This window comes from Lentzea flava, from assembly GCF_014648475.1.
GTDB lineage: Bacteria > Actinomycetota > Actinomycetes > Mycobacteriales > Pseudonocardiaceae > Lentzea > Lentzea flava.
Genome location: NZ_BMRE01000003.1, coordinates 117616 through 140482, shown reverse-complemented (window position 1 = coordinate 140482; position 22867 = coordinate 117616). Strand labels below are relative to the sequence as shown.

Genomic DNA, 22867 nt, shown 5'->3' with positions numbered 1-22867 from the left:
ACGTGGCCCGCCGGGCGAGAACCGGCGGGCCACCGCACTCACATCGCTGCCTGCACCGCGGAAATCTCCTCCAGCAACGAAGTCTTGCGCGTGTTGGGCAGGAACGAGGCCAGCACGGCGTTCTCCGCCAGCCGGGCGACGTCCGCGTGGTGACGCACCGGGTGCGCCTCGATCGACGCCACCTGCGGCGTGCGGACGTTCGACGTTTCCGCCCCGCACGAGAGCGCTAACGTTCGTCGCATGATCGCTGAGGACGTCCTGGAGATCTTGGCCGCACTGTCGGGGCACGACGTCTGGATCGGCGGCGGCTGGGGCGTCGACGCGCTGGTGGGCGAGCAGACCCGCCCGCACGGCGACCTCGACCTCATGCACCGCGAGGACCAGGAACCCGCTGTCCTCGCCGCCCTGGCCGCGCTGGGGTTCGCCGAGACGTTGTCGTGGCGGCCGGTGCGTTTCGTCCTCACGGACCCCGGCGGCAGGGAGATCGACCTGCACCCGCTGCGGTTCTTCCCGGACGGCAGCGCCGAGCAGTCCTCGCTGACGCCGGGCGACCCGTTTCGCTACCCCGCGAGGTGCTTCGTCACCGGCACGATTCTCGGCACGACCGTGCCGTGCCTGTCCGCGGAGCAACAGCTGCACTTCCACCAGGGCTACGAACCGCGCGAGCGCGATCTGCACGACCTGGCCCTGTTGCGCCATCTGCCGCAACAATCGATTTGAAAAACGAATGGGAAAGCCTGCCCAAAAGGGCATTCTTTCGAACCGAACCTTCCGGATGACAAAAGAAGTCATTCTCGTGTCAACCACGTAAGCGCTGGTCACGGCGCCGAACCAGCAGATCCGATTGGGCGCGAACCAGTTTTGCCCTTTCGGAACGCGCGGCGATTCAGTTCTTTCCCCAGTTTCTTCCGGCCTAGAAATCGCACATCCCACTCCCCCGAAGAGGATTCGCGATGACAACAGCCTCGACACCGGACGCCGCCCTCGAAGCCATGAGACCCGTACTGCCCGCCGACCTCATGGACCGCGCGAGCACGTTCGACCCGGCGCCACGCCTCGCCCGCCTGAGCGAGGCCGGGCCGATCCACCTCGTCGAGCACAACGACGAGCCGCTCTGGCTGGTCACCGGCCAGGACGCCGCCCGCACGCTGCTGGCCGACCCGCGGATGAGCGCGGACAGGTTCAAGGTGAAGCGGTTGCGGGACAAGCTCAGCACGGAGATGCGCGACAAGTTCGCGGCCGCCGAGAGCCGGGCCGGGTCGTTCATCACGACCGACCCGCCCGAGCACACCCGCTACCGCAGGTTGCTCGCCCGGCAGTTCACGATGCGCCGGATGCGGGCGCTCACCGCGCAGATCGAGGAGATCGTCTCCGGCCGCATCGACGCGATGATCGCCGCGGGGCCGCCGTCGGACCTGATCCGCGACTTCGCGCTGCCGGTGCCGTCCCTGGTGATCTGCGAGCTGCTCGGCGTGCCGGTCGCCGACCGCGGGCACTTCCAGGACGACACGATCGAACTGCTCGACCTGGCCACCGACCTGGAGGGCCTGATCGAGGTGGGCACCCGCATGCACCGCTACATGTGGGGCCTGGTGCAGGAGAAACGCGCCCACCGCGAGGACGACCTGCTGTCGGAGCTGGCCCACACGAGCGACATGTCCGACGACGAGATGGTCGGGCTCGCGAACCTGCTGCTGATCGCCGGCCACGAGACGACGACGAACATGCTCGGCCTCGGCGTGCTCGCGTTGCTGGACCACCCGGACCAGCTCGACGCCCTGCGCGCCGATCCCGACGGACTGATGGAGACCGCCGTCGAGGAGATGCTGCGGTATCTGTCCATTGTCGACACCGGGATCGTGCGCTACGCGTTGGAGGACGTGGAGATCGGCGACGTGACGATCAGCGAGGGCGACACGGTGATGTGCTCGGTGATCGCCACCAACCGCGATCCCGCCGAGTGCGAGGAGCCGCACCGGTTCCGCATCGACCGGCCGCGCACCAGGCACCTCTCGTTCGGCCACGGCGTGCACCAGTGCCTGGGCAACGAACTCGCGCGCATCGAGATGTCGGTCAGCTTCCGCGAACTGCTGCGGCGCCTGCCGGGGATCAGGCTCGCCGTGCCCGCGCAGGACGTGCACGTGCGCACGACGTCGACGATCTTCGGCGTGAAGCACCTGCCGATCACCTGGGACGCGGACGAGAAAACTCGGTAGCCGCGGTGGCTAACGTGGACGACGTGAAGGGATTCAACCCGAGCTTCGGTCCCGAAACAGCGAGCACCTACGACAACTCGCCCCGCGGCGACGAGGTCGACACCGTCCGGTTCCTCGCGGGCTTCGGCGCGAACGCGCTGGAGTTCGCGATCGGCACCGGCCGCATCGCGTTGCCCCTCAAGGAAGCCGGTGTCGACGTCGGCGGCATCGAGCTCTCCCCCCACATGGTCGCGCGCCTGCGGGAGAAACCCGGCAACGAAGGCATCGACGTGGTCATCGGCGACATGTCGCGCGCGACCACCGGCCGCACCTACGAGCTGGTGTACCTGGTCTACAACACGATCACGAACCTGCTCACCCAGGACGACCAGGTCCGCTGCTTCGAGAACGCGGCACGGCACCTCGCCCCCGGCGGCGTGTTCGTGATCGAGTGCGGCCTGCCGAGCTGGGCCGCGCGGCGACGCCACCAGTTCATCGACGTGGAGAGCCTGGAGATCGACCGCGTCGGGCTCGACGTCAACCGCTACGACCCCGTCACCCAGATCCTCGACGAGAACCACGTGGAGATCAGCGCGGACGGCATCCGGTTCGGCGCGATCCGCCAGCGCCTCGCCTACCCCGCCGAGTTCGACCTCATGGCGCGCATCGCCGGACTGCGGCTGCGCGACCGGTGGGGCGGCTGGAACGGTGAGGAGTTCACGGCCACCAGCACGCGGCACGTGAGCGTGTACGAGGCCGCCGCGTAACGTTCCGCCGCGGCGACCGAGTTCCTCTGTGTCCACTCAGGCGGCACGGAGGAGACGGCCATGATCGCAGTCGTTCCGGTGCGGTACGCGGCGACGGACAGCGTCTGGTCGCGCGAACAGTTCGAGAACTGGATGCGGCCGGGTGTCGAGTTCGGCCTGGGTGACTTCTGGTGGCGCTCCTCACGCGGGATCTTCGACGTGAGCAGCCAGGTGTACGACCCGGTCGAGATCCCCGATCCGGGCCAGGTGCCGAACGACAAGCGCGGCGACCTGCACTCCGCCGTGGTGAAGGCCGCCACGCAGGTGGACTGGGAGCACACCGGCGTCCTGCTGGTCTGGCTCGCGCGGCCGACCGGCTGGTGGGGCGGTGGCACCGTGTCCGTGCCGGTTCCCGGTGGTGAGAAACAGATCCCCGTGACCGTGGTCGACTCGATCACGCCGTTCGACGCGGCGTGCCAGGAGCTCGGCCACAGCTACGGCCTGCACCACGAGCTCGGCACCGACGGCACGACCGACTACGGCTCGCCGTACTCGATGATGAGCGCGCGGGTCTACGGCATGCCCATCCAGTTCCAGCCGAGCTTCATCCGCGCCCCGAAACCCGAACTGCCCGACGGTGGGCCGAACAAGCAGGCACCGCACCTCGGCCAGCCCGCGAACCGCATCGTCGGCCCGATGCTGCCCGCGGCACAGCTCTACCGCGAACCGGTGTTCCGCGACAGCTCGTCGGTGGTCCACGTGCGCGACTTCCCGGCGAGAACACGCCTGTACGCGATCAACTACGTGTCGCCGGGGTCGGGCAAACCCGTGTTGCTCGCCGTGCCGTCGCTCAAACGCGATGGACGGATGTTCTTCGTGGAGCTGCGCCAGCGCCGCGGCTACGACAGCGCGATCAGGTTCGAAGGCCTGGCCGTGCATTCCCGCAACCCCGACGGCCGCATCAGGTACGAGGGCGTCGCCCGGTTGACGGAGACCGACTGGGCCTGTCCCGCCGGTGACTTCACCTTGCGTCTCAACGGTGTCGGCGGCGACTTCGCCGACGTGGAGGTGCGCGCGGGGTCGGTGATCTCGTTCCCCATCCGCGGTGTGCTGCTCGCGGGCGGGTTCCGCACCCAGCACGAGCTCAACGCGATGTCCCACGAGGACATGCGCAACACGCTCATCGTCGAGATGACGGCCCACAGCAACCAGAACGACTACCAGCGCTACGACAACGACACGCTCGCCGGCATGGGTGCGGTGATGGTCTTCCTGCGCCGCAACGGGTTGCGTGACGACGACGCCCTGAAGCAGATGTCGTCCGACGACCAGCGCAACACGCTCATCGTGGAACTGGCCGCCCAGACCGGGGCCGGCCGCGAGCTGCAGGGGTTCACGAACCTCCAGCTCGTCCAAATCGGACTGGGCAGCGACCTCGCCGTGCGCGGCCGGCGTCCCGGCCTCGTGAGCTTCTACATCCGGGGTGTGCTGCTGGCCGGGCGGTTCCGGACGCAGCACGAGCTCAACGCGATGTCCCGCGACGACATGCGCAACACGCTGATCGTCGAGATGACCGCGCACAGCAACCAGAACGACTACCAGGCCTACGCCGACGCGGACCTCGCCGGTGTGGGCGCGGTGATGGTGTTCCTGCGGGAGACCGGGATTCGCGACGACGCCGCGTTGCGGCAGATGTCGGCGGACGACCAGCGCAACACGGCGATCGTGGAGCTGGACGCGCAGACCGGGCGGGGCAGGGCCCTGCAGGGGTTGAGCAACCTCGACCTGGCGCTGACCGCGCTAGGCGTTGAACGCTTCTAGCGCCTCTGCCTTGATCTGCTCGAACTGCGCGCCCATGGCCTCCGACAGGGCCTGGGCGGCGGAAAGAGGCCGCACCATCACGGTGAACTCGTCGATCAGCCCGTCCGCGTCGAGGTGCAGGAAGTCGCAGCCCTGGATCTCCTTGCCGCCGACCTCTGCGCGGAACACCAGCGCGTGGTTCTGACCGTCGACGATCTCCCGTTCGTAGCGGAAGTTCTCGAACACCCGCATCACACCGCGCAGGATCGCGGCGGTCAGGGGCTTGCCGGGGTACGGCGCGAACGCGACGGGGCTGGTGAACACCACGTTGTCCGCGAGGCAGGCGGCCATCGCGTCGGTGTCCCGTGCCTCGACGGCTGCTCGAAACGCGTTCATGTCGACCCCACATACTCAACTTGTTGACTAGGTCGCCAGACCGTAACCTGCGAGTATGTCGCTGCGCAACGCCATGATGGCCGTCCTGCTCGACGGGGAGGCGTCCGGTTACGACCTGGCCAAGGCGTTCGACGCCTCCGTGGCCAACTTCTGGATGTGCACGCCGCAGCAGCTCTACCGCGAGCTCGACCGGATGGAGGCCGACAACCTCGTCCAGGCCCGCACGGTCGAGCAGGAACGCCGCCCGAACAAGCGGCTGTTCTCCCTGACGCCGCAGGGCCTGGAGGCGCTTGCCGCCTTCACCGCCGAGCCGCACAAGCCCACCGCGATCCGCGACGAGCTGATGGTCGCGGTGATGGCGGCGGACGCCGGTGACGTCGAGAAGGTCAAGGCGTCACTGCGGGAACGCAGGCAGTGGGCCGAGGCGAAGATCGCGCGGTACGAGCGGATCAAGGCCAAGCTGCTCGACGGCCGCACCGAGGAGGAGTTCCTGACCACGGCCGACCGCGTCGGGCCGTACCTGACATTGTTGCGCGGCTTGTCCTTCGAGCGGGACAACGTGCGCTGGTGTGCGCGCTGCCTCACGGTCCTGGAGCGGCGTGGTGCGCGGCTCGACGCGTCCCCGTGAGGTTGAATCAGCTCCATGAACGGCATTTCGGTGTTGCAGGAGGCTCTCAGCGCGCCCGCGGAAGAGGCGCGCAACCGGTTCGCGGGACGGCTCAACGGCTACCTCGAGGGCTCCGACGTCGTGCACGCCGTGCGGCTGCAGGGCTGGCTCGGGCTGGAGGTGCCCGGCCCCGGTTGTCACGTCGGCACCGGCAGCTGGGACTTCACCCGCTTCAAGCCGACGACGTCCCCGGTCTCGTGCGGGCGCTGCCGCAGCGCGGGACTGCTCACCAGCTCGTTCACGGGCGGCCCTCACCAGCAGACGCTCGACCTGGAAGGGATCTGATCGCGTCGCGGTTGCGCAGCATCATGCCGGTCCACGCCGTCATGCCGAGGCGTTCGTAGAAGGGCTTCAGCTCCTCGTCGCAGATCAGGTCCACCGAGTACATCTGCTCCGCCTCGGCCAGGATCCTGCGCACCAGCTCGGTGCCGACGCCCTGCCCCTGGAACTCCGGCAGCACCTCCAGCCACGGGATGAACGCCGTGAGCACGCCGTCGCTGATCATGTTCACGAAGCCGACGACGGTGCTGTCCGACCGCGCGATCACGACGCGGTAGCTCCCGCGCAGCACGGCGAGGTGTTGCGCGCGGGACGGCGGTGCAGGCCAGCCCACGAAGAAGCCACCGAGATCGTCCTCGGCGAGAGCGCTGACGTCGGTGCTGTAGGAGATCACTGCGCCATTGAACCGTTTCCGCGGAACTTCCGTAGGGCTGGTTTTGATCGTTCCGGCAGCTAAACTCCTGTTCGTGCCCCTGCCCACAGCTCCGCTGCGCCGTGCGCGCTGTGCTGCTGTCGGCGTTGTCACCGGGGCGCTCGCCGTTCTCGCGCACACGTCGGCGGACGGCCACCTGCCCGACGCGGGGCTGGTCTTCTCGCTCGTCGCGCTGCTCACGTGGGCCTGCTCCGGTTTCGCCAGGCACGAGCTCACGCCCGGCCGGCTGCTGGTGCTGATCGGCGGCGGCCAGCTGGCGATGCACCTCATGATGTCGCTCGCGTCGTCCCGGCACGTGCACGAACCGGACCCGTCGCGCATGGTCGCCGCGCACGTCGTGGCCACCGCGGCAACGGTGGTCGTCCTCGCCGTCGCCGAACGCGCTGTGCTGGCGGTCGCCCGCGCCCTCGCCTCGGTCCTCCCGCGCAGGCTCGCTTCCCTGCCCGCCACGGCACCCCTGGTCGTCGCCACACCGCGGCTCGCGCCCGCGCAGGTCGTCTTCCTGGACGTGCTGTCGTGGCGCGGTCCTCCGGCTGAACAGGTCTGAAACCCCTTCACAGGGCCGTCTCCCGGCGGTCCTGCACCTGTTCACGCCCATTGGAGCCTCATGACCACCACAGCAACTCCGCCGCGCACGTCGTTCGCGTGGCGGGGACTCTTCCTGCGCCTGCACTTCTACGCCGGTGTCCTCGTCGGCCCGTTCGTCCTGGTCGCCGCGCTGACCGGTGTCCTGTACGCCCTCACCCCGCAACTGGAGTCGTGGGTGTACTCCGATCAGCTGCGCGTTCCCGTTTCCTCCCAGCAACTCCCGCTTTCCAAGCAGATCGACGCCGCCCTCGCGACGTCACCGCAGGGCACGCTCGTGGCCGTGCGGCCCGCACCGGAACCCGGTGACACGACGCGGGTGCTGTTCGCCGAGAAGGGCCTCGGCGAGTCCGAACGCCGGGCGGTGTTCGTCGATCCCAGCACCGGCCGCGTCACCGGTGACCTCGTCGTCTACGGCAGCAGCGGCGCGCTGCCGTTGCGGATGACGCTGAGCCAGCTGCACCGCAACCTGATGCTCGGCGAGCCCGGTCGCCTCTACAGCGAGCTCGCCGCCTCCTGGCTGTGGGTCGTCGCGCTGGGCGGACTCGTCCTGTGGATCACCAGGCCGCGCAACAGCAAGCGCATCCGCACGCACGGTCTGATCGGCATGTGGGTGCTGGTGGGTGCGTTGTTCCTGTCCGCCACGGGGTTGACGTGGTCGGCCTACGCCGGGGAGAACGTCTCGACGCTGCGCCAGGCGTTCGGCTGGACCACGCCGTCGTTGAAGATGCCCGGCGGCAGCGGCGGTGACCACTCGGAACACGGCGAGCACACGTCGTCCGGCAACGGTCACAGCGACATCGACACGGTGCTCTGGGCGGCCAGGACCTCGGGGATCGACGCCAAGCCCGTCGAGATCGGCCTGCCCGCCACGCCCGGCGGTGCGTGGAAGGTCGCCGAGATCGGCCGCAGCTGGCCCACGCAGGTCGACGCGGTGGCGATCCAGGACGGCGCGGTGGTCAGCTCGGTGCGGTTCGCCGACTACCCGTTCGCCGCGAAGCTGACCAGATGGGGCATCGACGCGCACATGGGCGTGCTGTTCGGCTGGCCCAACCAGCTGGTGTTGCTGCTGCTCGGCGGCGGGCTCGTCGCGCTGGTCGCGCTCGGCTACCGGATGTGGTGGAGGCGCAGGCCCACGAGGGGCTTCGGCCGGCCGACCCCGCGCGGTCAGTGGCGCAAGGCACCGCCCGCCGCGTTGGCCGGCCTCGGGGTCGGTGCGCTGGTGGTGGGCTGGTTCGTGCCGTTGCTCGGCATCAGCCTCGTGGTGTTCTTCGCGATCGATCTGCTGCTCGCCAGGCGCGCGAAAACGACCTGACCAGACCGTCCATTGTGGACGAGGCTTGCCTGAGCTGGGCTTTTACGGCATTCTTACGTCTGGAGTGCCGGGAAGCCTGGTCGGCCCGCGCGTCACACCTCGTGACGGCGGCGAGCTGACGAGAGGCGCGCCGATGACGCTCATTCCGCACGCCATTCCGTTGATCAACGATCCCGAGGTCGTGCACGCACTGGCCGCGCGGTGGCGGCGCACCAGGACGTTGCTGCTGCTCTCCGCGGGTGTGCTGCCCGTCACGATCGGCGTCGTCTGCGTCGTGCTCGCCGTGCTGACCTCGGCAGGGCAGCGGATCATGCCGTGGTGGTCGGCGATTCCGGCCGTCGCCGCCGCCGCGTGCGCGTGGGCGCTGCTGACGTGGTTGCGCCGCAACGGGTTGAGCGACCCGCACTCGTGGTTGCCCGCCACCACCCTGATGACCGGCGCGCAGCTGGTCCTCGGGGTGCTGCCGGGCTCCGGCATCGCGCTGCGGCTCAGCCCCGGCGCGGCGCTCGCGGTGAAGGCGTTGTGCGCGGCCGGTGTGCTCGGCGCCGGTTCGGCCTGTTCGCTGGCGCGGCTGGCCAGGCGTTCGCTGCTCGCGGCTCCCGTGCTCGAACTGGGATCGACGGCGTTCCCGCTGGTGCTGGAAGGCCGGGAGGCGCGCGTGGTGATCAGCACCGATCGCATCGACTGGACGAGCAGGCGCGGAGCGCGGGTCGACGCCGGGGTGCCCTTCGCGCGAATCGAGCACGTGACGGCGGAAGCGAGCACTGTCGTGCTGCACACGGCGTCGGGCTCGTGGGCGGTCCCTGTGTCCGACCCGGCGACCGCACTCGCGTTGCTGCGCCGCCGTCTCGCGTGGTGGGAAGAGCGCCGCACGGCCGCCGTCGAACGAGAACGCCGCCGGTACGACGACCTCCTGCAGTTGCTCGCGGCGGTCAGCGGCGAGTCGACGCGTGGCGGCGTCACCGTGACGGTGGACTCGAACGGCGTGACCACCGGCATCTCGCTCAGTCCTGCCGTGCGCGGCCTCGACCCCGATGTGCTGGCCGCGCGTCTGATGGCCTGTGTCGAGGGAGCTCGGTCGGATGCCCGGCGGCAGGTGCAGGACCTCGTGCTCGAGCACGCCGAGAAAGCCAGCCACTAGTCGGTTGTCGCTCACCTCCCGTCCTGCCTACGTTCGCCGGGGAACATCGGGAGATGGGGGACGACATGCGCAGACGTGACTTCCTCGCCGCGGCGGCCGGGGTCGCCGCCGTGGTGGCCAATCCCGCGAGCGCGCTCGCGGCCACCGAGCAGAGACCTGGTGCGACGGGCCTGCCCGACCTGAACCTCGGCGATTTCCCCGTCGTGGCAAGGGTCCGGGCCCGCAGAGCGCTGGAACACCTGAAGGTGCTGAGCGAGCGGATCGGCCCGCGGATCGGCGGCACCGCGTCGGAGCACCAGGCCCGCGACTACCTCGTGCGGGAGCTCAAGTCGTTGCGGTACCAGGTGACGACGCAGCCGTTCACGGTGCCGGACAAGTACCTCGCCGAGATCAACTCGACCTGGCAGGCGGGAGCGTCGCGGTTCGGCGCGCTCGGAGCAACGGTCACGGCGCCGTTCGTCGAGGTGACCGACGGCCAGCTGCCGGACCTGACCGGCAAAATCGCCTTCTACGTCAACGCTCCAGCGGGCTCGGCGCCGACGCACGCGGCGATCGAGCGCGGCGCGGTGGCGGTGATCCTCGGCCGGATCTCCACCACCGCCAGCAAATCCAGCGCGTTCTCACCGACGCTCGACCGCAACGTCTCCGTGCCCGTGATCGGCCTCGCCCAGGTGCACACCGAGAAGCTGCGCGCGCAGGGCTCCGGTCAGCTGACGATCAGCACCACGCACCACCCGAACCTGACGTCCTACAACGTGATCGCCGAGCGGCCGTCGACGTTCCCGTGGCGCGACAACGGTGTTGTGATGGTGACCGCGCACTACGACAGCGTGCCGGGGTCGCCGGGCGCCAACGACGACGGCAGCGGCACCGTGCTGTGCCTGGAGCTGGCGCGAGTGCTGCGCCATCTGCCGACCCACAGGGCGATCCGGTTCGCGCTGTGGGGTTCGGAGGAGCAGGGGCTGCTCGGGTCGCGGCACTACGTCTCGCAGCTGCCTGCCGAGGAGATCGCGCGGATCAAGGGCGTGTTCCAGAACGACATGGTCGCCACGAGCCACGACCCGGCGACGGCGTACTGGCTGCTGTCGGTGGACGGCGCGGACAACGCCACGACGGCGGAGGTCCGGGCGGCAGCGCAACGCCTCGGCTACGACCCGCGGGTGCACGGACCGGTGGCGCGCGGGTCGAGCGACCACGTGCCGTTCCACGAGAAGGGCATGGCGTCGGCGAACTTCAGCTGGCGCGGCGAGGGAGGACCGGCGCAGCTGGAACCGATCTACCACACGCCGGAGGACACGATCCGCGACAACATCAGCCTGGAGCGGTTGCAGGTGTCGCTGGAGCTGATCGGGGCCGCGGCCTACCGGCTCGCCTGCCGGCGCTAGACGCGGTGCCGGCCGCGCCCGCTCCGGTCAGGGAGTGGGCGCGGTCAGCTCGTCGAGCATCCGGTTGCGCAACCAGACGGCGAACTCGTCGGCGGGCAACGGTTTGCTCAGGCAGTATCCCTGCACGATGTCGCACCCCAGCGCGGCCAGCGCGGTCCAGGTCTCCTCGTCCTCGACCCCTTCCGCCACGACCTCCAGCTCCAGGTTGTGCGCCAGCCCGAGCAACGACCGGGTGATCGCGCCGCTGGACGAGTCCGACCGCATGTTCGTGGTGAACGACCGGTCGATCTTCATCTCGTGCACCGGCATGGTCCGCAGGTAGGCGATCGACGAGTAACCGGTGCCGAAGTCGTCGATCGACAACCGCACGCCCAGCTCCCGCAACCGCGTCAGCACGTCAGTGGCCCGGTGGGGATCGGCGATGATCGCCGACTCGGTGATCTCCAGCGTCAGCACGTCCGGCGGCCTGCCGTGGTCCTTCAGCAACCGTTCGACCTGGTCGGGGAACGTGGGGTCCTGCAGGCACTGGGCGCCGACGTTGACCGAGATCGGCACGTCCCAGCCGCCGGCGTGCCAGGTGCGGCACTGCTCCAGCGCGTGGTCCAGCACGTACTGCGTGAGCGGTTCGATCAGTCCCGTCTCCTCGGCGGCCGGGATGAACCGGTCCGGCCCGAGCAGCCCCAGCCGCGGGTGCTGCCACCGGCACAGCACCTCGGCGCCGCACACGGTTCCGGTGCGCAGGTCGGCCTTGGGCTGGTAGTGCAGCACCAGTTCGCCGTGGTCGATCGCCCGGCGCAGGTCGCTGATCACCGTCAGCTGGGCGGCGCTGTGCTGGTCGAGTCCCGGCTCGTAGACGGACGTGCCGAGGCGGGCGCGCTTGGCCGCGTACATCGCGATGTCGGCGTGCTTGAGGAGCTCGTGCGCGTCCGACGAGTCCGTCGGGTACAGCGCGACGCCGATGCTGCAGCCGACGTCGACCGAGAGTCCGTCGATGTCCACGGCCTCCTCCAGCGCCCGGTGCACGCGGTCCGCCACGATCTGGGCGTTCGCGGCGGTGCCGACCGCGGGCAGCAGGACGGCGAACTCGTCGCCGCCGAGGCGAGCCACCGTGTCGAGGTCGCGGACGGCGCCGGTCAGGCGGTTGGCGACGTGCTGGAGCAGGCGGTCGCCGAACACGTGGCCGAGGGTGTCGTTGATCGGCTTGAAGCGGTTGAGGTCGATCAGGAACAGGCCGAGCGGCTCGCCGGACCGGTTGGCGGACTGGATGGCCTGCTGGGTGCGCTGGGTGAGCAACGAGCGGTTGGCGAGGCCGGTCAACGCGTCGTGCATCGCCTCGTGCTCGCTCTTGGCCGCCTGGCGCAGGATCTTGCGGCGGTGGCCGAGCAGGACGACGCCGCACAGGCCCACCAGGCCGAGGTCGATCACGAACGCGATCACGGCGGCCAGCCGGAGCCTGCCGTTCTGCTTCTCCGCGGCACGCAGGTGGTCGGTGGTTTCCAGGCGCTTGAGCTGGACCACGGTGGAGAGCTGTTTGCGCAGGGAGACCAGGGTGAGCTCGGCTTGGTCGGCCTTCTGCGCCGCCGTCGTGGCGTCGCCGCGGTCGCGGGCCGCGACGGTCTCGCGCAGCAGGGTCGCGTAGTCGCCGTAGAGGTCGCCGACGATCGTCGCGGCGCGGACGTCGGACGGGGCTCCCCGCTCGCGCAGCCAGCGGAGACTCTCGTCGGCGGCGCCCGCGGCGGTGAAGACCGGCTGGCCCATGACCGGGATGCCGGAGCGGAGGTAGTCGGTCAGGGCGTGGTCGGCCACGTCGACGTTCTGCACGACCAGGCCCCAGCGGTCGCTGATCTCGTTGAGCTCGTGCAGGTGGGTGGCCGCGCGTTGCATGCTCAGGCTGGTCCACAGCGCGAGGCCCGCCAGCGCGGCGAGGCCGATCGTCAGGCTGACGACGGCCGTCTGCGCGGTGGTGCGGGCCTCGACCCAGTTGGACAGCATCGGGAGCCGCCTGTCTTCTCCGGCGAAGTGCTCATTGGTACGCAGCCAAAGGATCGCACGCAAGCCGACACATCGGACCGATGTGGACTACCCTCGTTCGCTTTCAGTGATCAACGATTGGGCCTTTCCCATGGTTCGTGCGGTCCGAATGTTCCTGCCTGCGGTTTTACTCGTGGTGGTGGGGGTGAGCGGATGCGGCGGCGCGAAGACGTCCGATGACCCGCCCACGATCGGGTTCGTCTCGCAGAACACGTCGAGGGACTTCTCCCGGGAGATGAGCGAGGGGTTCCGTGCGGGCGCCGCCATCGCCGGTGGCGTCAAGACCGAGGTGACGGGGCCGGACACGCACGACGGCCTCAAGCAGGCTGAACTGCTGCGCGACCTCGCCACCAAGGCCAAGGGCGGCATCGGGTTGTCGGCGGTCGCGCCCGAGCTGGTGGCCGAGCCGATGGCGCAGGTGATCGAACAGGGCATTCCGCTGATCGCGGTGGGAGGCGGGCAGGTCGCGCCGGGATCCGGGGTCCGGTTGCTGATCGAGAACGACAACTACGAGCTGGGCAGGATGCTCGCCGACGCCGCGGCCGAGAAGCTGCCGCCGGACAGCGCGGGCAAGGTCGTGATCGGCAGCAACTCCCCCGCGATGCCCGCGCTGGACCAGCGGGCAGCAGGGCTGAGGGCGCGGCTCGTCGAGCGGTTCCCGAAGCTGCAGGTGATCGGGCCGCTCGACACCGGGCGCGATCTGCCGGCGAACCTCGCCACGTGGCAACGGCTGGCCGACGCGAACCCGGACGCGCTCGCCCTGCTCGGGGCGGGTGACGTCGACGCGATCAACCTCGCCGCCGTGCACGCCGAGAAGAACGCGCGGTGGCTGGCCGCGGCCTTCAGCCTGGACATGAAGGCGTTGCAGGGCGTCAAGGACGGGCACCTGTTCGCGTCGGTGTCCGCCGAGCACTTCCTCAAGGGCGCGGTCGCCGGGTGGTTGCTGGCCGAGCACGCCAAGAACGGCCGTGCGCTGCCGGAGGGCTGGCTGGTGGCACCCGGCCTGGTCGTCCGCGAGTCCAATGTGGACGAAATCATCCACCGTCAGGCCGGTGAGACCAACCGGCTGGAGGCCGCCCGGCCGCACATCGACGCCCTGACGGCGGAACCGGCGAAGAACCTGCGTCCCCTCGACCAGGTGCGGTGAAGCCCATGCCGGTGACAGAACGCTGATCCTGAGCCAGCATGACGGCCTTCCCTGCCTTGGAGGGCCGCATGATCAACCGACGGACACTCGCGAAATCTCTTGGCGCCGCACTGGCGATCCCGGCCACCACCACCGCTCCTGCCACCGCTGACACCCGCCGCCGGCGCTACCTGATCCGGGGTGGCGCCGTCGTCACCGTCGACAGGGCGCTCGGGGTGCTGCCCCGCGCGGACGTCCTGGTCGACGACGGCCGGATCGAGGCGGTCGGGCGTGACCTGGACGCTCGGGGTGCGAAGGTCGTCGACGCCACCGACATGATCGTCATGCCGGGGTTCGTCAACACGCACCACCACATGTGGAGCGCAATCGGCCGCAACTACGTGGCCGACGGTTTCCCGTACTTCGCGGCGAAACGCGCGACGTCGACGTTGTACGAGGCGACGGACGTCTACCGCAGCGTGCTCCTCGGACTGGCCGAGCTCGCGAACGCGGGCGTGACGACCGTGCACAACTGGTCGAACAACACCCGCTCCCCCGCGCACGCCGACGCCGAGCTCCGGGCGCACCGCGACGGGTTGCTGCGCGCGCGTTTCTCCTACGGTCACGTGGACCAGATGCCGCGGGACGTGCCGATGGATCTCACGGACGTGGATCGCGTGCGGAGCCAATACTTCGCGAACGGCACGGCGTTCGACGGGCTGGTGCACCTCGGCATCAACCTGCGCGGGTTGTCGCAGAGCACCGAGCCGGCGTTCTTCGCGGACATGGAAGCGGCGTTGCGGCGCGGTCTGCCGATCGCGATCCACGCGGGCCAGGCACCACCGCGGATCGTGGACGCCGCCGACTACGAGAGGCGAGGCTGGCTCGGGCCGAAGACGTTGCTGTGCCACTACCTCACGGCACTGGACAGCGACATGGAGATCCTCGCCCGGACCGGCACGCCGTTGAGCTGGGCGCCGCACTCGGAGTACCGGCTGGGCACCGGCGACCCGCGGGACGCGCTGCTGCGGTTCCGCAAGGCCGGTGTGCTGGTGTCGCTGTCGTCGGACGCCACGTCGATCGCGCCGTCGGACATGTTCGAGACGATGCGGCTGGTGCCGGAGGCCGGTTTCCGGGACGTGCTGGAGATGGCGACGCTGGGCGGCGCCCGCGCGCTGGGGCTCGGTGACGTCACCGGGTCGATCACGGTCGGCAAGCGGGCGGACCTGATCCTGGTGCGCACCAACGACATCAACCTCGCGCCGGGCGGGTTGTTCGAGACGACGCTGGTGCAGGCGGCGACTCCGGCGAACGTCGACACGGTGTTCTCCGACGGCCGGATCGTCAAGCGCGGCGGGCGGTTGGTCGCCTACGACGTGGACCGGATCGTGCGGGGTGCGAAGGCTTCCTCGCTCCGCATCCGCACGGCGGCGGGAGGGATCCTCACCCCTCCGGCGACCTAACGGCTCACGTCGAGAACGGCGCGGGTGAACGCCTCCGGCGCCTCCTGCGGCACGTTGTGCCCGATGCCGTCGAGGATCCGGTGCTCGTAGGACCCGGTGAACCGGTCGCGGTAACCGGCGCCACTCTTGTTCGGCCCGTCGAAGTCGCTGGCGATCGTGATCGCCGGCACGCTGATCACCGGCCTGGCCTGCAGCTTGCGCTCGAGCCCGTCGTAGCGGTGCTCCCCCTGGGCGAGCTGCAGGCGCCAGCGGTAGTTGTGGATGACGATCGCGACGTGGTCCGGGTTCTTCCACGCCGTGGCGCTCTGAGCGTAGGTGGCGTCGTCGAAGTTCCACTGCGGCGAGGCGAGCTTCCAGATCAGCTTGTTGAACTCGGCGGTGTTCTGGGTGTAGCCCTTCACGCCGCGCTCGGTGGCGAAGTAGTACTGGTACCACCAGCCCAGCTCGGCCTGCGGGCTCAGCGGCTCCTGGTTGGCGACGAGGTTGACGATCAGATAGCCGCTGACCGACACCAGCGCCTTCACCCGGTCCGGCCACAGCGCCGCGGTGATGCACGCCGTCCGCGCGCCCCAGTCGAAGCCGCCCAGCGTCGCCTGACGGATCTTGAGGGCGTCCATGAACGCGATGACGTCGGCGGCCAGCGCGGACTGCTGGCCGTTGCGCATCGTGTGCGCGTACAGGAACCGCGTGGACCCGTAGCCGCGCAGGTACGGGATGATCACCCGGTGGCCCTTCGCGGCCAGGGCGGGCGCGACGTCGACGTAGCTGTGGATGTCGTACGGCCAGCCGTGCAGCAGGATCGTGACGGGACCGTCCGCGGGGCCGAGCTCGGCGTACCCGATGTTCAGCAGACCGGCCCTGACCTGCTTGATCGCGCCCCACGCCGGGGTGCTGACCGATGCCTTCGCGGGTGCCGCGACGAGCGGTGCCGCCATGCCCGCCACGGCCAGTGCCTGGGAGAACTGTCGCCTGCTGATCATGGCTTCGACCCTAGGGACGGCGCTCAGGGGCTCGCGACCGTCACGTGACGGTGCCGGCGTACGTCATCAACGCTTCCCTCAGCTCGGACCGTGCCGTCACGCCGAGTTTGGGGAAGATCCGGTGCAGGTGCGTGCTGACCGTGCGGTGCGACAGGTGCAGCCGCTCGCCGATCTCCTTGTTCGTCAGCCCGTCCGCGGCCATGCGTGCGATGGTCAGCTCGTGCTCGGTCAGGTCGCCGTTGCCGTTGCGCGACTCGCCGGACGCCCTGAGCTCCTCGCGGGCGCGTTCCGCCCAGTCCCTGGTGCCGAACGCCTCGAACGCCTCCGCCGCCGCCTTGAGATGGGGCCTGGCCTGCGCTGCCCGGCGCTGCCTGCGCAGCCAGGCGCCGAACGCGAGCTGGACGCGGGCCCGGTCCCAGCGCGAGCTCTTCGCCTCCAGCGCCGCCGTGAACAGGGCTTCGTCCTCCTCCAGCAGGGCGCGCGCGTACCGCAGACCCGCGGCGAGGGCCGGGGAGCTGGTGGCGGTGTCGAGCTCCTCGACGATCTTGCGCGCCTCGTCGGCGTTGCCGCTGCGCGTGGCGGCTTCGACCAGTTCCGGCAGCACGTACCGCCGCAACGCCAGCTGGTGGGCGGGATCGGCGGGGTCGTGGATGCGGCGAACGGCGGCGAACGCGTCGGCGTACCGGCCTTCGCCCAGCGCGGCGAGGCTTCTGGCGAGCTGCACCGTGGCCAGGACGGGGCGGGCGCCGGCGGCGAGACCGATCCGTTCGGCTTCGGCGGCTTTCGCGGCTGCTTCGTCGTAGTCGCCCTTGAGCGCGGCGATCTCGGCCTGGACGGCGGCGGCCAGACCGCGCATGTAGGGCTGACGGGTTTCTTCGGCGAGTGCGGCGGCTTCGGCGGCCGCGGGTTCGGCGGCGGCGATGTCGCCGAGGCGGGTCCGGCTCCACGCTTCGACGGCCAGGGCCCTCGTCAGGAGTCCGAACTGGCCCTGGGCGCGCAGACCTCGTTGTGCGGCAACGGAGAACCGCACGGACTCCTCGAACGCGCCGACCTGCAGCGCCGCGCTGCCGAGCAGCCGGCACGTCGCCGGGTCGTCCGGTGTCCCCGACCGGAGCGCCGTGATCACCGCATCGCCTTGCTCCACGGGGCTCACGTACGCGGCCATCGCCACCATGTGCGGATCGCCGGGATCGATCGGCAACCTCGCCCCCACGGAGGAAATGCGTTGCCTGGCAGCCGTTCCGGGCTCGACCCAGAAGCACCGCATCGCGACGCTCCAGAAGATCCGCATGCCCAGCTCGGCGTCACCGTCGACCACCACGGCCTCGGCCAGCCCGGCCAGCTCGCCCGGCCCAGCGGCGCCGTCCTCCACGCCGTCGTCGAACGCGCTGGGCAGCCACGTCGCCAACGCCCGCTGGCGCGGCGTGAGGCCGAGCCCGCGCACCTCCCGCAGGATCCGCTCGACGTCGTCACGGTTGCCCGCCTCCGCCGACAACTCGGCGGCCCGCAACAACCGGCGCGCCCGCTCGCCGCTATCGCCCAGGCGCGCGGCCCGTTCCAGCGCGCTGACCGCGGCCGCCGCGCCACCACGCCGAAGCGCGCGGTCCGCGGTCTGTTCCAGCAGGCAGGCCACGGTCTCGTCGGTGCCGCTGGCCGCGCCCGCCAGATGCCACGCCCGCCGGTCGGGCTCGTCCGTGGCGGCGAGGCGTCGATGGGCTTCCCTGCGTTCGCCGGCGCTCGCGGCCTGCACGATCGCCGATCTGATCAACGGGTGCCGGAACTCGCCGTTCCGATCGACCAGTCTGGCCTCGACTGCAGGCGCCAGGTCGTCAGCCGGTGGTCCGCCGAGAGCCGTCATGAGCAACGCCATCCGCACGTCGGCGGGCAGCGTCGCGGCGCGCGCGGCTAACGTCTCCTCCAGGGACGTGCCGCCGAAGGGAAGTTCGGTGAGCGCCAACGGGTTTCCGGCGGCCTGGGCGAGCACGTGCTCGCGGCGTTCGGTGTCGAGTTCTGGCGCGACCGCGGTGAGAAGCGCGTGGGCGTCGGCGGGCGCCAACGGTTCCAAGGAAAGGACGGGCACGCCCGCGAACACCGGTGTCCGGGCGGCGACGATGAGCGTCGCACCGGACAACCGGCGTGCCACGAACCCCAGGACGTCCTGGCTGGCCCGGTCCAGCCAGTGCGCGTCATCGACCAGGACAACGGCGTGCGCCGCGCTCAGGAGTTCGAGCGCGGCCAGGCCGACGAGGTGAACGGACGGCGCGGCGCCGTCGGCGAGTCCGAAGACGACCTCCAGCGCGGCACGCCGCACACTGGACAAAGTGGACAGATCGAGGAACGGGTGCAGCACCTGGTGCAACCCGGAGTAGGGCAGGTCCTGTTCGGCCTCGACGCCGACGGCCAGATGACCGTCGAACGACCGCAGCAGCGCGGACTTGCCGACCCCTGGCTCACCCACGACCAGCAGCGACCCGCCCGACGCCACCAGCGCGGCCAGCCGTTCCCGCTCCCGCTCACGCCCGACCAGCGACACGACACCCCGTTCGTCGACCCGTCCGACCAGAGTGTCAGAAAGTCCAGACCGCGTGCGCGCCCGGCCCCACGACCAGCGTCGAAGCCCCGAGCGCCTGCACGTGCGGCGGCACGGCGCGGTTCAGCGCGAACTCGACCCGCTTCAGCCCCGTCCGGCCCATCGCCACCTCGTCGAACCGGATCGTCGTGCCGCCACGCGTCGCGACGACCCCACCCGGCTCGGTCCGCACGGAGAACCCACCAGCGCGCAGCAACGGCGTGGTCGCGGCCAGGTCGCGCGCGGTCACGGCGATCCGGATCAGGCTGACGTCGCGCATCAGCTTGTTCTTGTAGCGGTCGGGCAGGTAGCGCTCGCGGCTGACGTCACCGGGAAAGCGCGCGGGGCCGGTCTGGCTGCGCGGGTCGGCGAAGTACTCGTCGCGGTACTCCATCGCCCAGGCGCCGAACCTGTCGTACTGCTCGGCCAGGTACAGCACGTCGAACCACGGCACGGGTTTGTGGTCGCCGAAGTCGCGCGTCTGCAGGAACTCCATCGGCGTCTGGCCGGACGCGACGAGGCGCGACTTGACCGTCTCGATGTCGCCGTCGCGTTCGGTCGAGAGCCCGAGCCCGGCCGCACCCAGCTCGCCGTCCTGGCCGCCGACGTCGCCCACCCCGAAGATCTCCAGGTAGGTCTCCTTGCCGCGCAGGTAGCGGCCCGTCCACACCTTGCCGTCCGCGCCCGTGGTGGTGCGGACCTCGAAGTCGGCGAACTCCCTGAGGTAGGAGGAGTGTTCGATCGCGTCGGCCGTGGCGCGGTCGAGGGTTCCCCAGGCGTGGTTGTAGTACAGCAGTTGTCGCTCCGCGGCCTGCGCGGGAACGGCACCGATCACGACCAGCAGGACGGTCAGGATCATGCTGAACGAACGTCGATTCCCCATGAATCGATCCTAGGACGGACCAGCTCAAGTCAGGCTCAAGTCGGACGAAGGCGCATCGCGCAGCAACGGCAAGGCGCCGGTCACGGAATCCAGTGGTTCCCGCTCACCGTGATCATCACCTGGAGCTGGATGCTCGCGCCGAAGTACGTGTTCGTGTCGATCGGCGTGTTCAGCATCTTGTTCCACAACGCGTCCAGCCACGCCTGGCTGCCCGCATCCGTCGTCGCCGCGACCGCGAACGGCGCGACGAACGCCGCGTCGGAACCGCTGTTGATCTGCGTGCCGTCCAGGCCGTAACCGACGGCGATCCGGCTCGGGTCACCACCGGTCTTGCTCTTGATCCACGTGTTGAGCTTGCGTGCCGCCGCCAGCGACTTGGCGTCACCGGTCACGGCCGCGTCGGCGCCGATGCGCCACGGGTCGCGGCACGCGTTGTACCAGTACTTGCCGTCCGTCGCGGCCTCCTCGAGCATCTTGCCGACGGACGGCTTCGGCGTGGAGTTGGTGTCCTGCACGAAGTCCGGCAGCAGGCCGGTGTTCGGCGCGTACCTCGACTGCAGCGAGGCGATCAGGTCCTGGTGCTTGGCGCGGATCGTGTCCCACGCGGAGTCGCCGGTCGCCTTGCGGAACGCCCGGAAGTGGTCGGTCATCCAGTCGGAGGACCTGGAGCCGTAGTACTTCCTGCTGTCGTCCGGACCGGACCAGTCGCCCATCAGCAGCAGGTTCGTGGTGGGGTTGATCAGGCTCTTCTTGATCGCGTTGATGTTCCTGAGCGCGATCGACTTGTAGTTGTAGGTGCCGGCGCTGCCCCACTGGCGGTTGGCCAGCAACAACCCGTAGGCCGTGTCCATGTCGCCGTCGGTCGCGCTGTCGCTGCCGTTGACGCTGGTGCAGGAGGTGTCCTGTTCGGCGGCCAGCAGGTCGGGGTTGTTGACCGACGGGTGCGCGAGCTTGTACTTCAGCAGGCCGTCGAAGATCTTCTTCGCGTCCGGGTCGGCGCCCGCCATCGTCGCGGTGATCACCATGCCGTACCCCTGGGCCTCGGCCACGTACGGGAACTCCGCGTCCGGCGAGATGACCTGGTACCAGCCGTTGCCGCAGTTCTGCTTGACGAACGCGGCCTTCCACCGCTGGTAGTAGTCGACGATCTTGGCGTCGAGCGTGGACGTGCTGCCGGACGGTCGCAGGATGCCGGCCGCGTAGGGCTGCAGCCTGCTGCCGAACGGGTAAGCGATGCCGGGCACGGGCGGAGGCGTGGTCGTCGTGGTGGTCGGCGTCGTCGTGGGCGGGTTGGTGCCGCCACCCACGCCGTAGACCTCGAGTTCCCACAGCGAATAGCCGTACGCCGTGCCACGTGCGGTGCCGTAGATCCGCACGTACCGGCCGGAGCCGGACACGGTCAGGTCGTCGATGCCGCCGTCACCCGTGCTGGTCGAGTACACGTCGGTCCACGCCGACCCGTCGGGCGAGGTCTGCACGCGGTAGGCCTTGGCGTACGCGACCTCCCAGGTCAGCTTCACCCTGCTGATCGTGTGCGTCGAGCCGAGGTCGACCCTGATCCACTCGGGATCGTGCCCTTCCACCGAGGCCCAGCGGGTCGACGTGCTGCCGTCGACCGCCTTGGCCGCCTCGAACCCGGAGCCCTCGATCGAGGACGCCAGCACCGCCTTGCCGCGGGAGACCAGCGGATCCGCCGCCGATGCGCTGATCGTTCCCGCCGCGAGGAGGCCGAGCACGATCCCGACCGCCCCCAACGCCAACCGTCTGCCGCCCACGACCGCCTCCAGCAATTAGTTAACAAAGCTGACAATGCGAGTCAGGCGACGGTAGGCAGGTCAGACCCCGTGGACAAGAGGTGCGGACCTTTTGTTGCTCGTTCGGACAGCGGCTAGTGCCAGACCTCACGGACCGCCTCGACGACCGAGGCGGCCTGCGCGCGGCCCGCTTCCGCGGCCGGCCTGCGGCGCGCCGGGTCCAGCAGGTTCGACCCGATCGCCGCCAGCGCCGCCTTGTCGGGGCTCACCACGATCGACGGCACGCCCAGCCGGGCCGCCTGGGCCCCAGGCGTGGCCGCGGCGCTCGCCGCACGGGTTATCGGCGCCACGACCACGACCCGCGAGCACCCCGCCGCGAGATCGACGTTGGCCACCGACCGCATCCCGCCGTCCATGTACCGGCGGCCGCCGATCGTCACGGGCGGCCACACCAGCGGCACCGCGCAGCTCGACGCGACCGCCTTCACCAGCGGCACCCCGCTGTCCCGGTCGAACGCGACGAACTTCCCGTCCGCGGTGTCGACGGCGGTCACCTTCAGCGCGCGGTCCGGCCAGTCCTGAATGGACAGTCGATGCGTGAACACCTCCAGCCGCGACTCCTCCGACGGGGTGCGGGCGTTCACCGCGGCACGACCCAGCCGTGCCCGCTTCCGGGCAGGAGATCCGGGCATCACGTAGGACAGCGCGTAGCGGACCACCATCCACGTGGTCAGCCGGGCCGGAATTTCCCCGTCCGGCGGCAACAACTGGCTCGCGTACAGCTCGCTCACCGGAACACCGCCCGCCACCTGCGTGGCCACCACGGACCCGGCGGACGTCCCCACGAACAGGTCCGCGTCCGTCAGGTCGACACCCGCTTCCGCCAGCCCGTGCAGAATCCCTGTCTCCCAAGCGATCCCGGTGACGCCACCGCCGCCCAGCACCAACGCGCGCTTTTCTGTCACGAGGTCCATCCTAAGAAGTGAGACGGGTTCCTGAACCATGGTCACCCTTGGTAGCCTTGAACGCGAGGCCGAGAAGCGCTGCAACGGGCCCGTTCGCCCGCCACGCTCGGCCTTGCACCACCACGAACAAGGGCGCTTCCGACCTTTCGGGAGC

Annotated in this window: 21 protein-coding genes and 1 riboswitch; of the genes, 12 read left to right on the top strand and 9 right to left on the bottom strand. The window is 70.0% G+C overall.

The window, feature by feature from the left end; all coding sequences use genetic code 11:
* Nucleotides 1-38 precede the first annotated feature (38 nt).
* Nucleotides 39-242 (bottom strand): hypothetical protein, encoded by a 204-nt coding sequence (locus IEZ09_RS07290; protein WP_189252816.1) that lies wholly within the window; start codon nt 240-242, stop codon nt 39-41.
* Between IEZ09_RS07290 and IEZ09_RS07285 the strand changes: the two genes are divergently transcribed.
* The 4 genes from IEZ09_RS07285 to IEZ09_RS07270 all read left to right on the top strand — a co-directional run bounded on the left by IEZ09_RS07285 (nt 241) and on the right by IEZ09_RS07270 (nt 4762).
* Nucleotides 241-720, top strand: a complete 480-nt coding sequence (locus tag IEZ09_RS07285; RefSeq protein ID WP_189252815.1) for a nucleotidyltransferase domain-containing protein — start codon at nt 241-243, stop codon at nt 718-720. The two genes, IEZ09_RS07290 and IEZ09_RS07285, sit on opposite strands and share 2 nt — an antisense overlap.
* A 233-nt stretch (nt 721-953) precedes the next feature.
* Nucleotides 954-2216, top strand: coding sequence for a cytochrome P450 (locus tag IEZ09_RS07280; protein WP_189252814.1), 1263 nt, complete (start codon nt 954-956; stop codon nt 2214-2216).
* A 23-nt stretch (nt 2217-2239) separates the two neighbouring features.
* Nucleotides 2240-2962, top strand: coding sequence for a class I SAM-dependent DNA methyltransferase (locus IEZ09_RS07275; RefSeq protein WP_189252813.1), 723 nt, complete (start codon nt 2240-2242; stop codon nt 2960-2962).
* A gap of 60 nt (nt 2963-3022) precedes the next feature.
* On the top strand, nt 3023-4762 hold the full coding sequence (locus IEZ09_RS07270; RefSeq protein WP_189252812.1) for a hypothetical protein: 1740 nt from the start codon (nt 3023-3025) through the stop codon (nt 4760-4762).
* On the opposite strand, the gene IEZ09_RS07265 is transcribed toward IEZ09_RS07270, so the two are convergent.
* Entirely contained in the window at nt 4742-5137 is a 396-nt protein-coding gene (locus IEZ09_RS07265; protein ID WP_189252811.1) for a nuclear transport factor 2 family protein, read from the bottom strand. The genes IEZ09_RS07270 and IEZ09_RS07265 overlap by 21 nt on opposite strands.
* A 55-nt stretch (nt 5138-5192) precedes the next feature.
* Between IEZ09_RS07265 and IEZ09_RS07260 the strand changes: the two genes are divergently transcribed.
* On the top strand, nt 5193-5765 hold the full coding sequence (locus IEZ09_RS07260) for a PadR family transcriptional regulator (protein ID WP_189252810.1): 573 nt from the start codon (nt 5193-5195) through the stop codon (nt 5763-5765).
* Between the two features lie 15 nt (nt 5766-5780).
* On the top strand, nt 5781-6089 hold the full coding sequence (locus tag IEZ09_RS07255) for a hypothetical protein (RefSeq protein ID WP_189252809.1): 309 nt from the start codon (nt 5781-5783) through the stop codon (nt 6087-6089).
* Here IEZ09_RS07255 and IEZ09_RS46260 read toward each other — a convergent pair.
* A complete protein-coding gene (locus IEZ09_RS46260; RefSeq protein WP_229812318.1) occupies nt 6043-6477 on the bottom strand; it encodes a GNAT family N-acetyltransferase in 435 nt (144 codons plus the stop codon). The two genes, IEZ09_RS07255 and IEZ09_RS46260, sit on opposite strands and share 47 nt — an antisense overlap.
* A gap of 73 nt (nt 6478-6550) precedes the next feature.
* Here IEZ09_RS46260 and IEZ09_RS46255 point away from each other — a divergent pair, with 73 nt between their 5' ends.
* From IEZ09_RS46255 to IEZ09_RS07230, 4 genes are all read left to right on the top strand, one after another.
* Nucleotides 6551-7063: a hypothetical protein gene (locus tag IEZ09_RS46255; protein ID WP_229812317.1), complete on the top strand. Its 513-nt coding sequence runs from the start codon at nt 6551-6553 to the stop codon at nt 7061-7063.
* 60 nt (nt 7064-7123) lie between these two features.
* Nucleotides 7124-8416 carry a PepSY-associated TM helix domain-containing protein gene (locus tag IEZ09_RS07240; protein WP_189252806.1) on the top strand — a complete coding sequence of 431 codons (1293 nt, stop codon included), beginning with the start codon at nt 7124-7126 and terminating at the stop codon, nt 8414-8416.
* A gap of 133 nt (nt 8417-8549) precedes the next feature.
* Nucleotides 8550-9557 (top strand): YbaB/EbfC family nucleoid-associated protein, encoded by a 1008-nt coding sequence (locus tag IEZ09_RS07235; RefSeq protein ID WP_189252805.1) that lies wholly within the window; start codon nt 8550-8552, stop codon nt 9555-9557.
* Between the two features lie 65 nt (nt 9558-9622).
* Nucleotides 9623-10942, top strand: a complete 1320-nt coding sequence (locus tag IEZ09_RS07230; protein WP_189252804.1) for a M28 family peptidase — start codon at nt 9623-9625, stop codon at nt 10940-10942.
* Between the two features lie 27 nt (nt 10943-10969).
* Here IEZ09_RS07230 and IEZ09_RS07225 read toward each other — a convergent pair whose 3' ends face one another.
* The gene (locus tag IEZ09_RS07225; protein ID WP_189252803.1) at nt 10970-12934 is read right to left on the bottom strand and encodes a putative bifunctional diguanylate cyclase/phosphodiesterase; all 1965 of its coding nucleotides are present in this window, start codon (nt 12932-12934) and stop codon (nt 10970-10972) included.
* Between the two features lie 184 nt (nt 12935-13118).
* Between IEZ09_RS07225 and IEZ09_RS07220 the strand changes: the two genes are divergently transcribed.
* On the top strand, nt 13119-14120 hold the full coding sequence (locus tag IEZ09_RS07220; protein WP_189252802.1) for a sugar ABC transporter substrate-binding protein: 1002 nt from the start codon (nt 13119-13121) through the stop codon (nt 14118-14120).
* Between the two features lie 68 nt (nt 14121-14188).
* A complete protein-coding gene (locus IEZ09_RS07215) occupies nt 14189-15562 on the top strand; it encodes an amidohydrolase family protein (protein ID WP_189252801.1) in 1374 nt (457 codons plus the stop codon).
* Here IEZ09_RS07215 and IEZ09_RS07210 read toward each other — a convergent pair.
* From IEZ09_RS07210 to IEZ09_RS07190, 5 genes are all read right to left on the bottom strand, one after another.
* Nucleotides 15559-16542: an alpha/beta fold hydrolase gene (locus IEZ09_RS07210; protein WP_189252800.1), complete on the bottom strand. Its 984-nt coding sequence runs from the start codon at nt 16540-16542 to the stop codon at nt 15559-15561. The genes IEZ09_RS07215 and IEZ09_RS07210 overlap by 4 nt on opposite strands.
* Before the next feature lie 40 nt (nt 16543-16582).
* The gene (locus IEZ09_RS07205) at nt 16583-19075 is read right to left on the bottom strand and encodes a helix-turn-helix transcriptional regulator (RefSeq protein ID WP_189252799.1); all 2493 of its coding nucleotides are present in this window, start codon (nt 19073-19075) and stop codon (nt 16583-16585) included.
* A gap of 34 nt (nt 19076-19109) precedes the next feature.
* The gene (locus IEZ09_RS07200; protein ID WP_229812316.1) at nt 19110-19994 is read right to left on the bottom strand and encodes a DUF5829 family protein; all 885 of its coding nucleotides are present in this window, start codon (nt 19992-19994) and stop codon (nt 19110-19112) included.
* 80 nt (nt 19995-20074) lie between these two features.
* The gene (locus tag IEZ09_RS07195; RefSeq protein WP_189252798.1) at nt 20075-21769 is read right to left on the bottom strand and encodes a glycosyl hydrolase family 8; all 1695 of its coding nucleotides are present in this window, start codon (nt 21767-21769) and stop codon (nt 20075-20077) included.
* Between the two features lie 113 nt (nt 21770-21882).
* The gene (locus tag IEZ09_RS07190; protein ID WP_229812315.1) at nt 21883-22713 is read right to left on the bottom strand and encodes a patatin-like phospholipase family protein; all 831 of its coding nucleotides are present in this window, start codon (nt 22711-22713) and stop codon (nt 21883-21885) included.
* Between the two features lie 64 nt (nt 22714-22777).
* Nucleotides 22778-22858, top strand: a riboswitch (S-adenosyl-L-homocysteine riboswitch).
* Nucleotides 22859-22867: the final 9 nt, after the last annotated feature.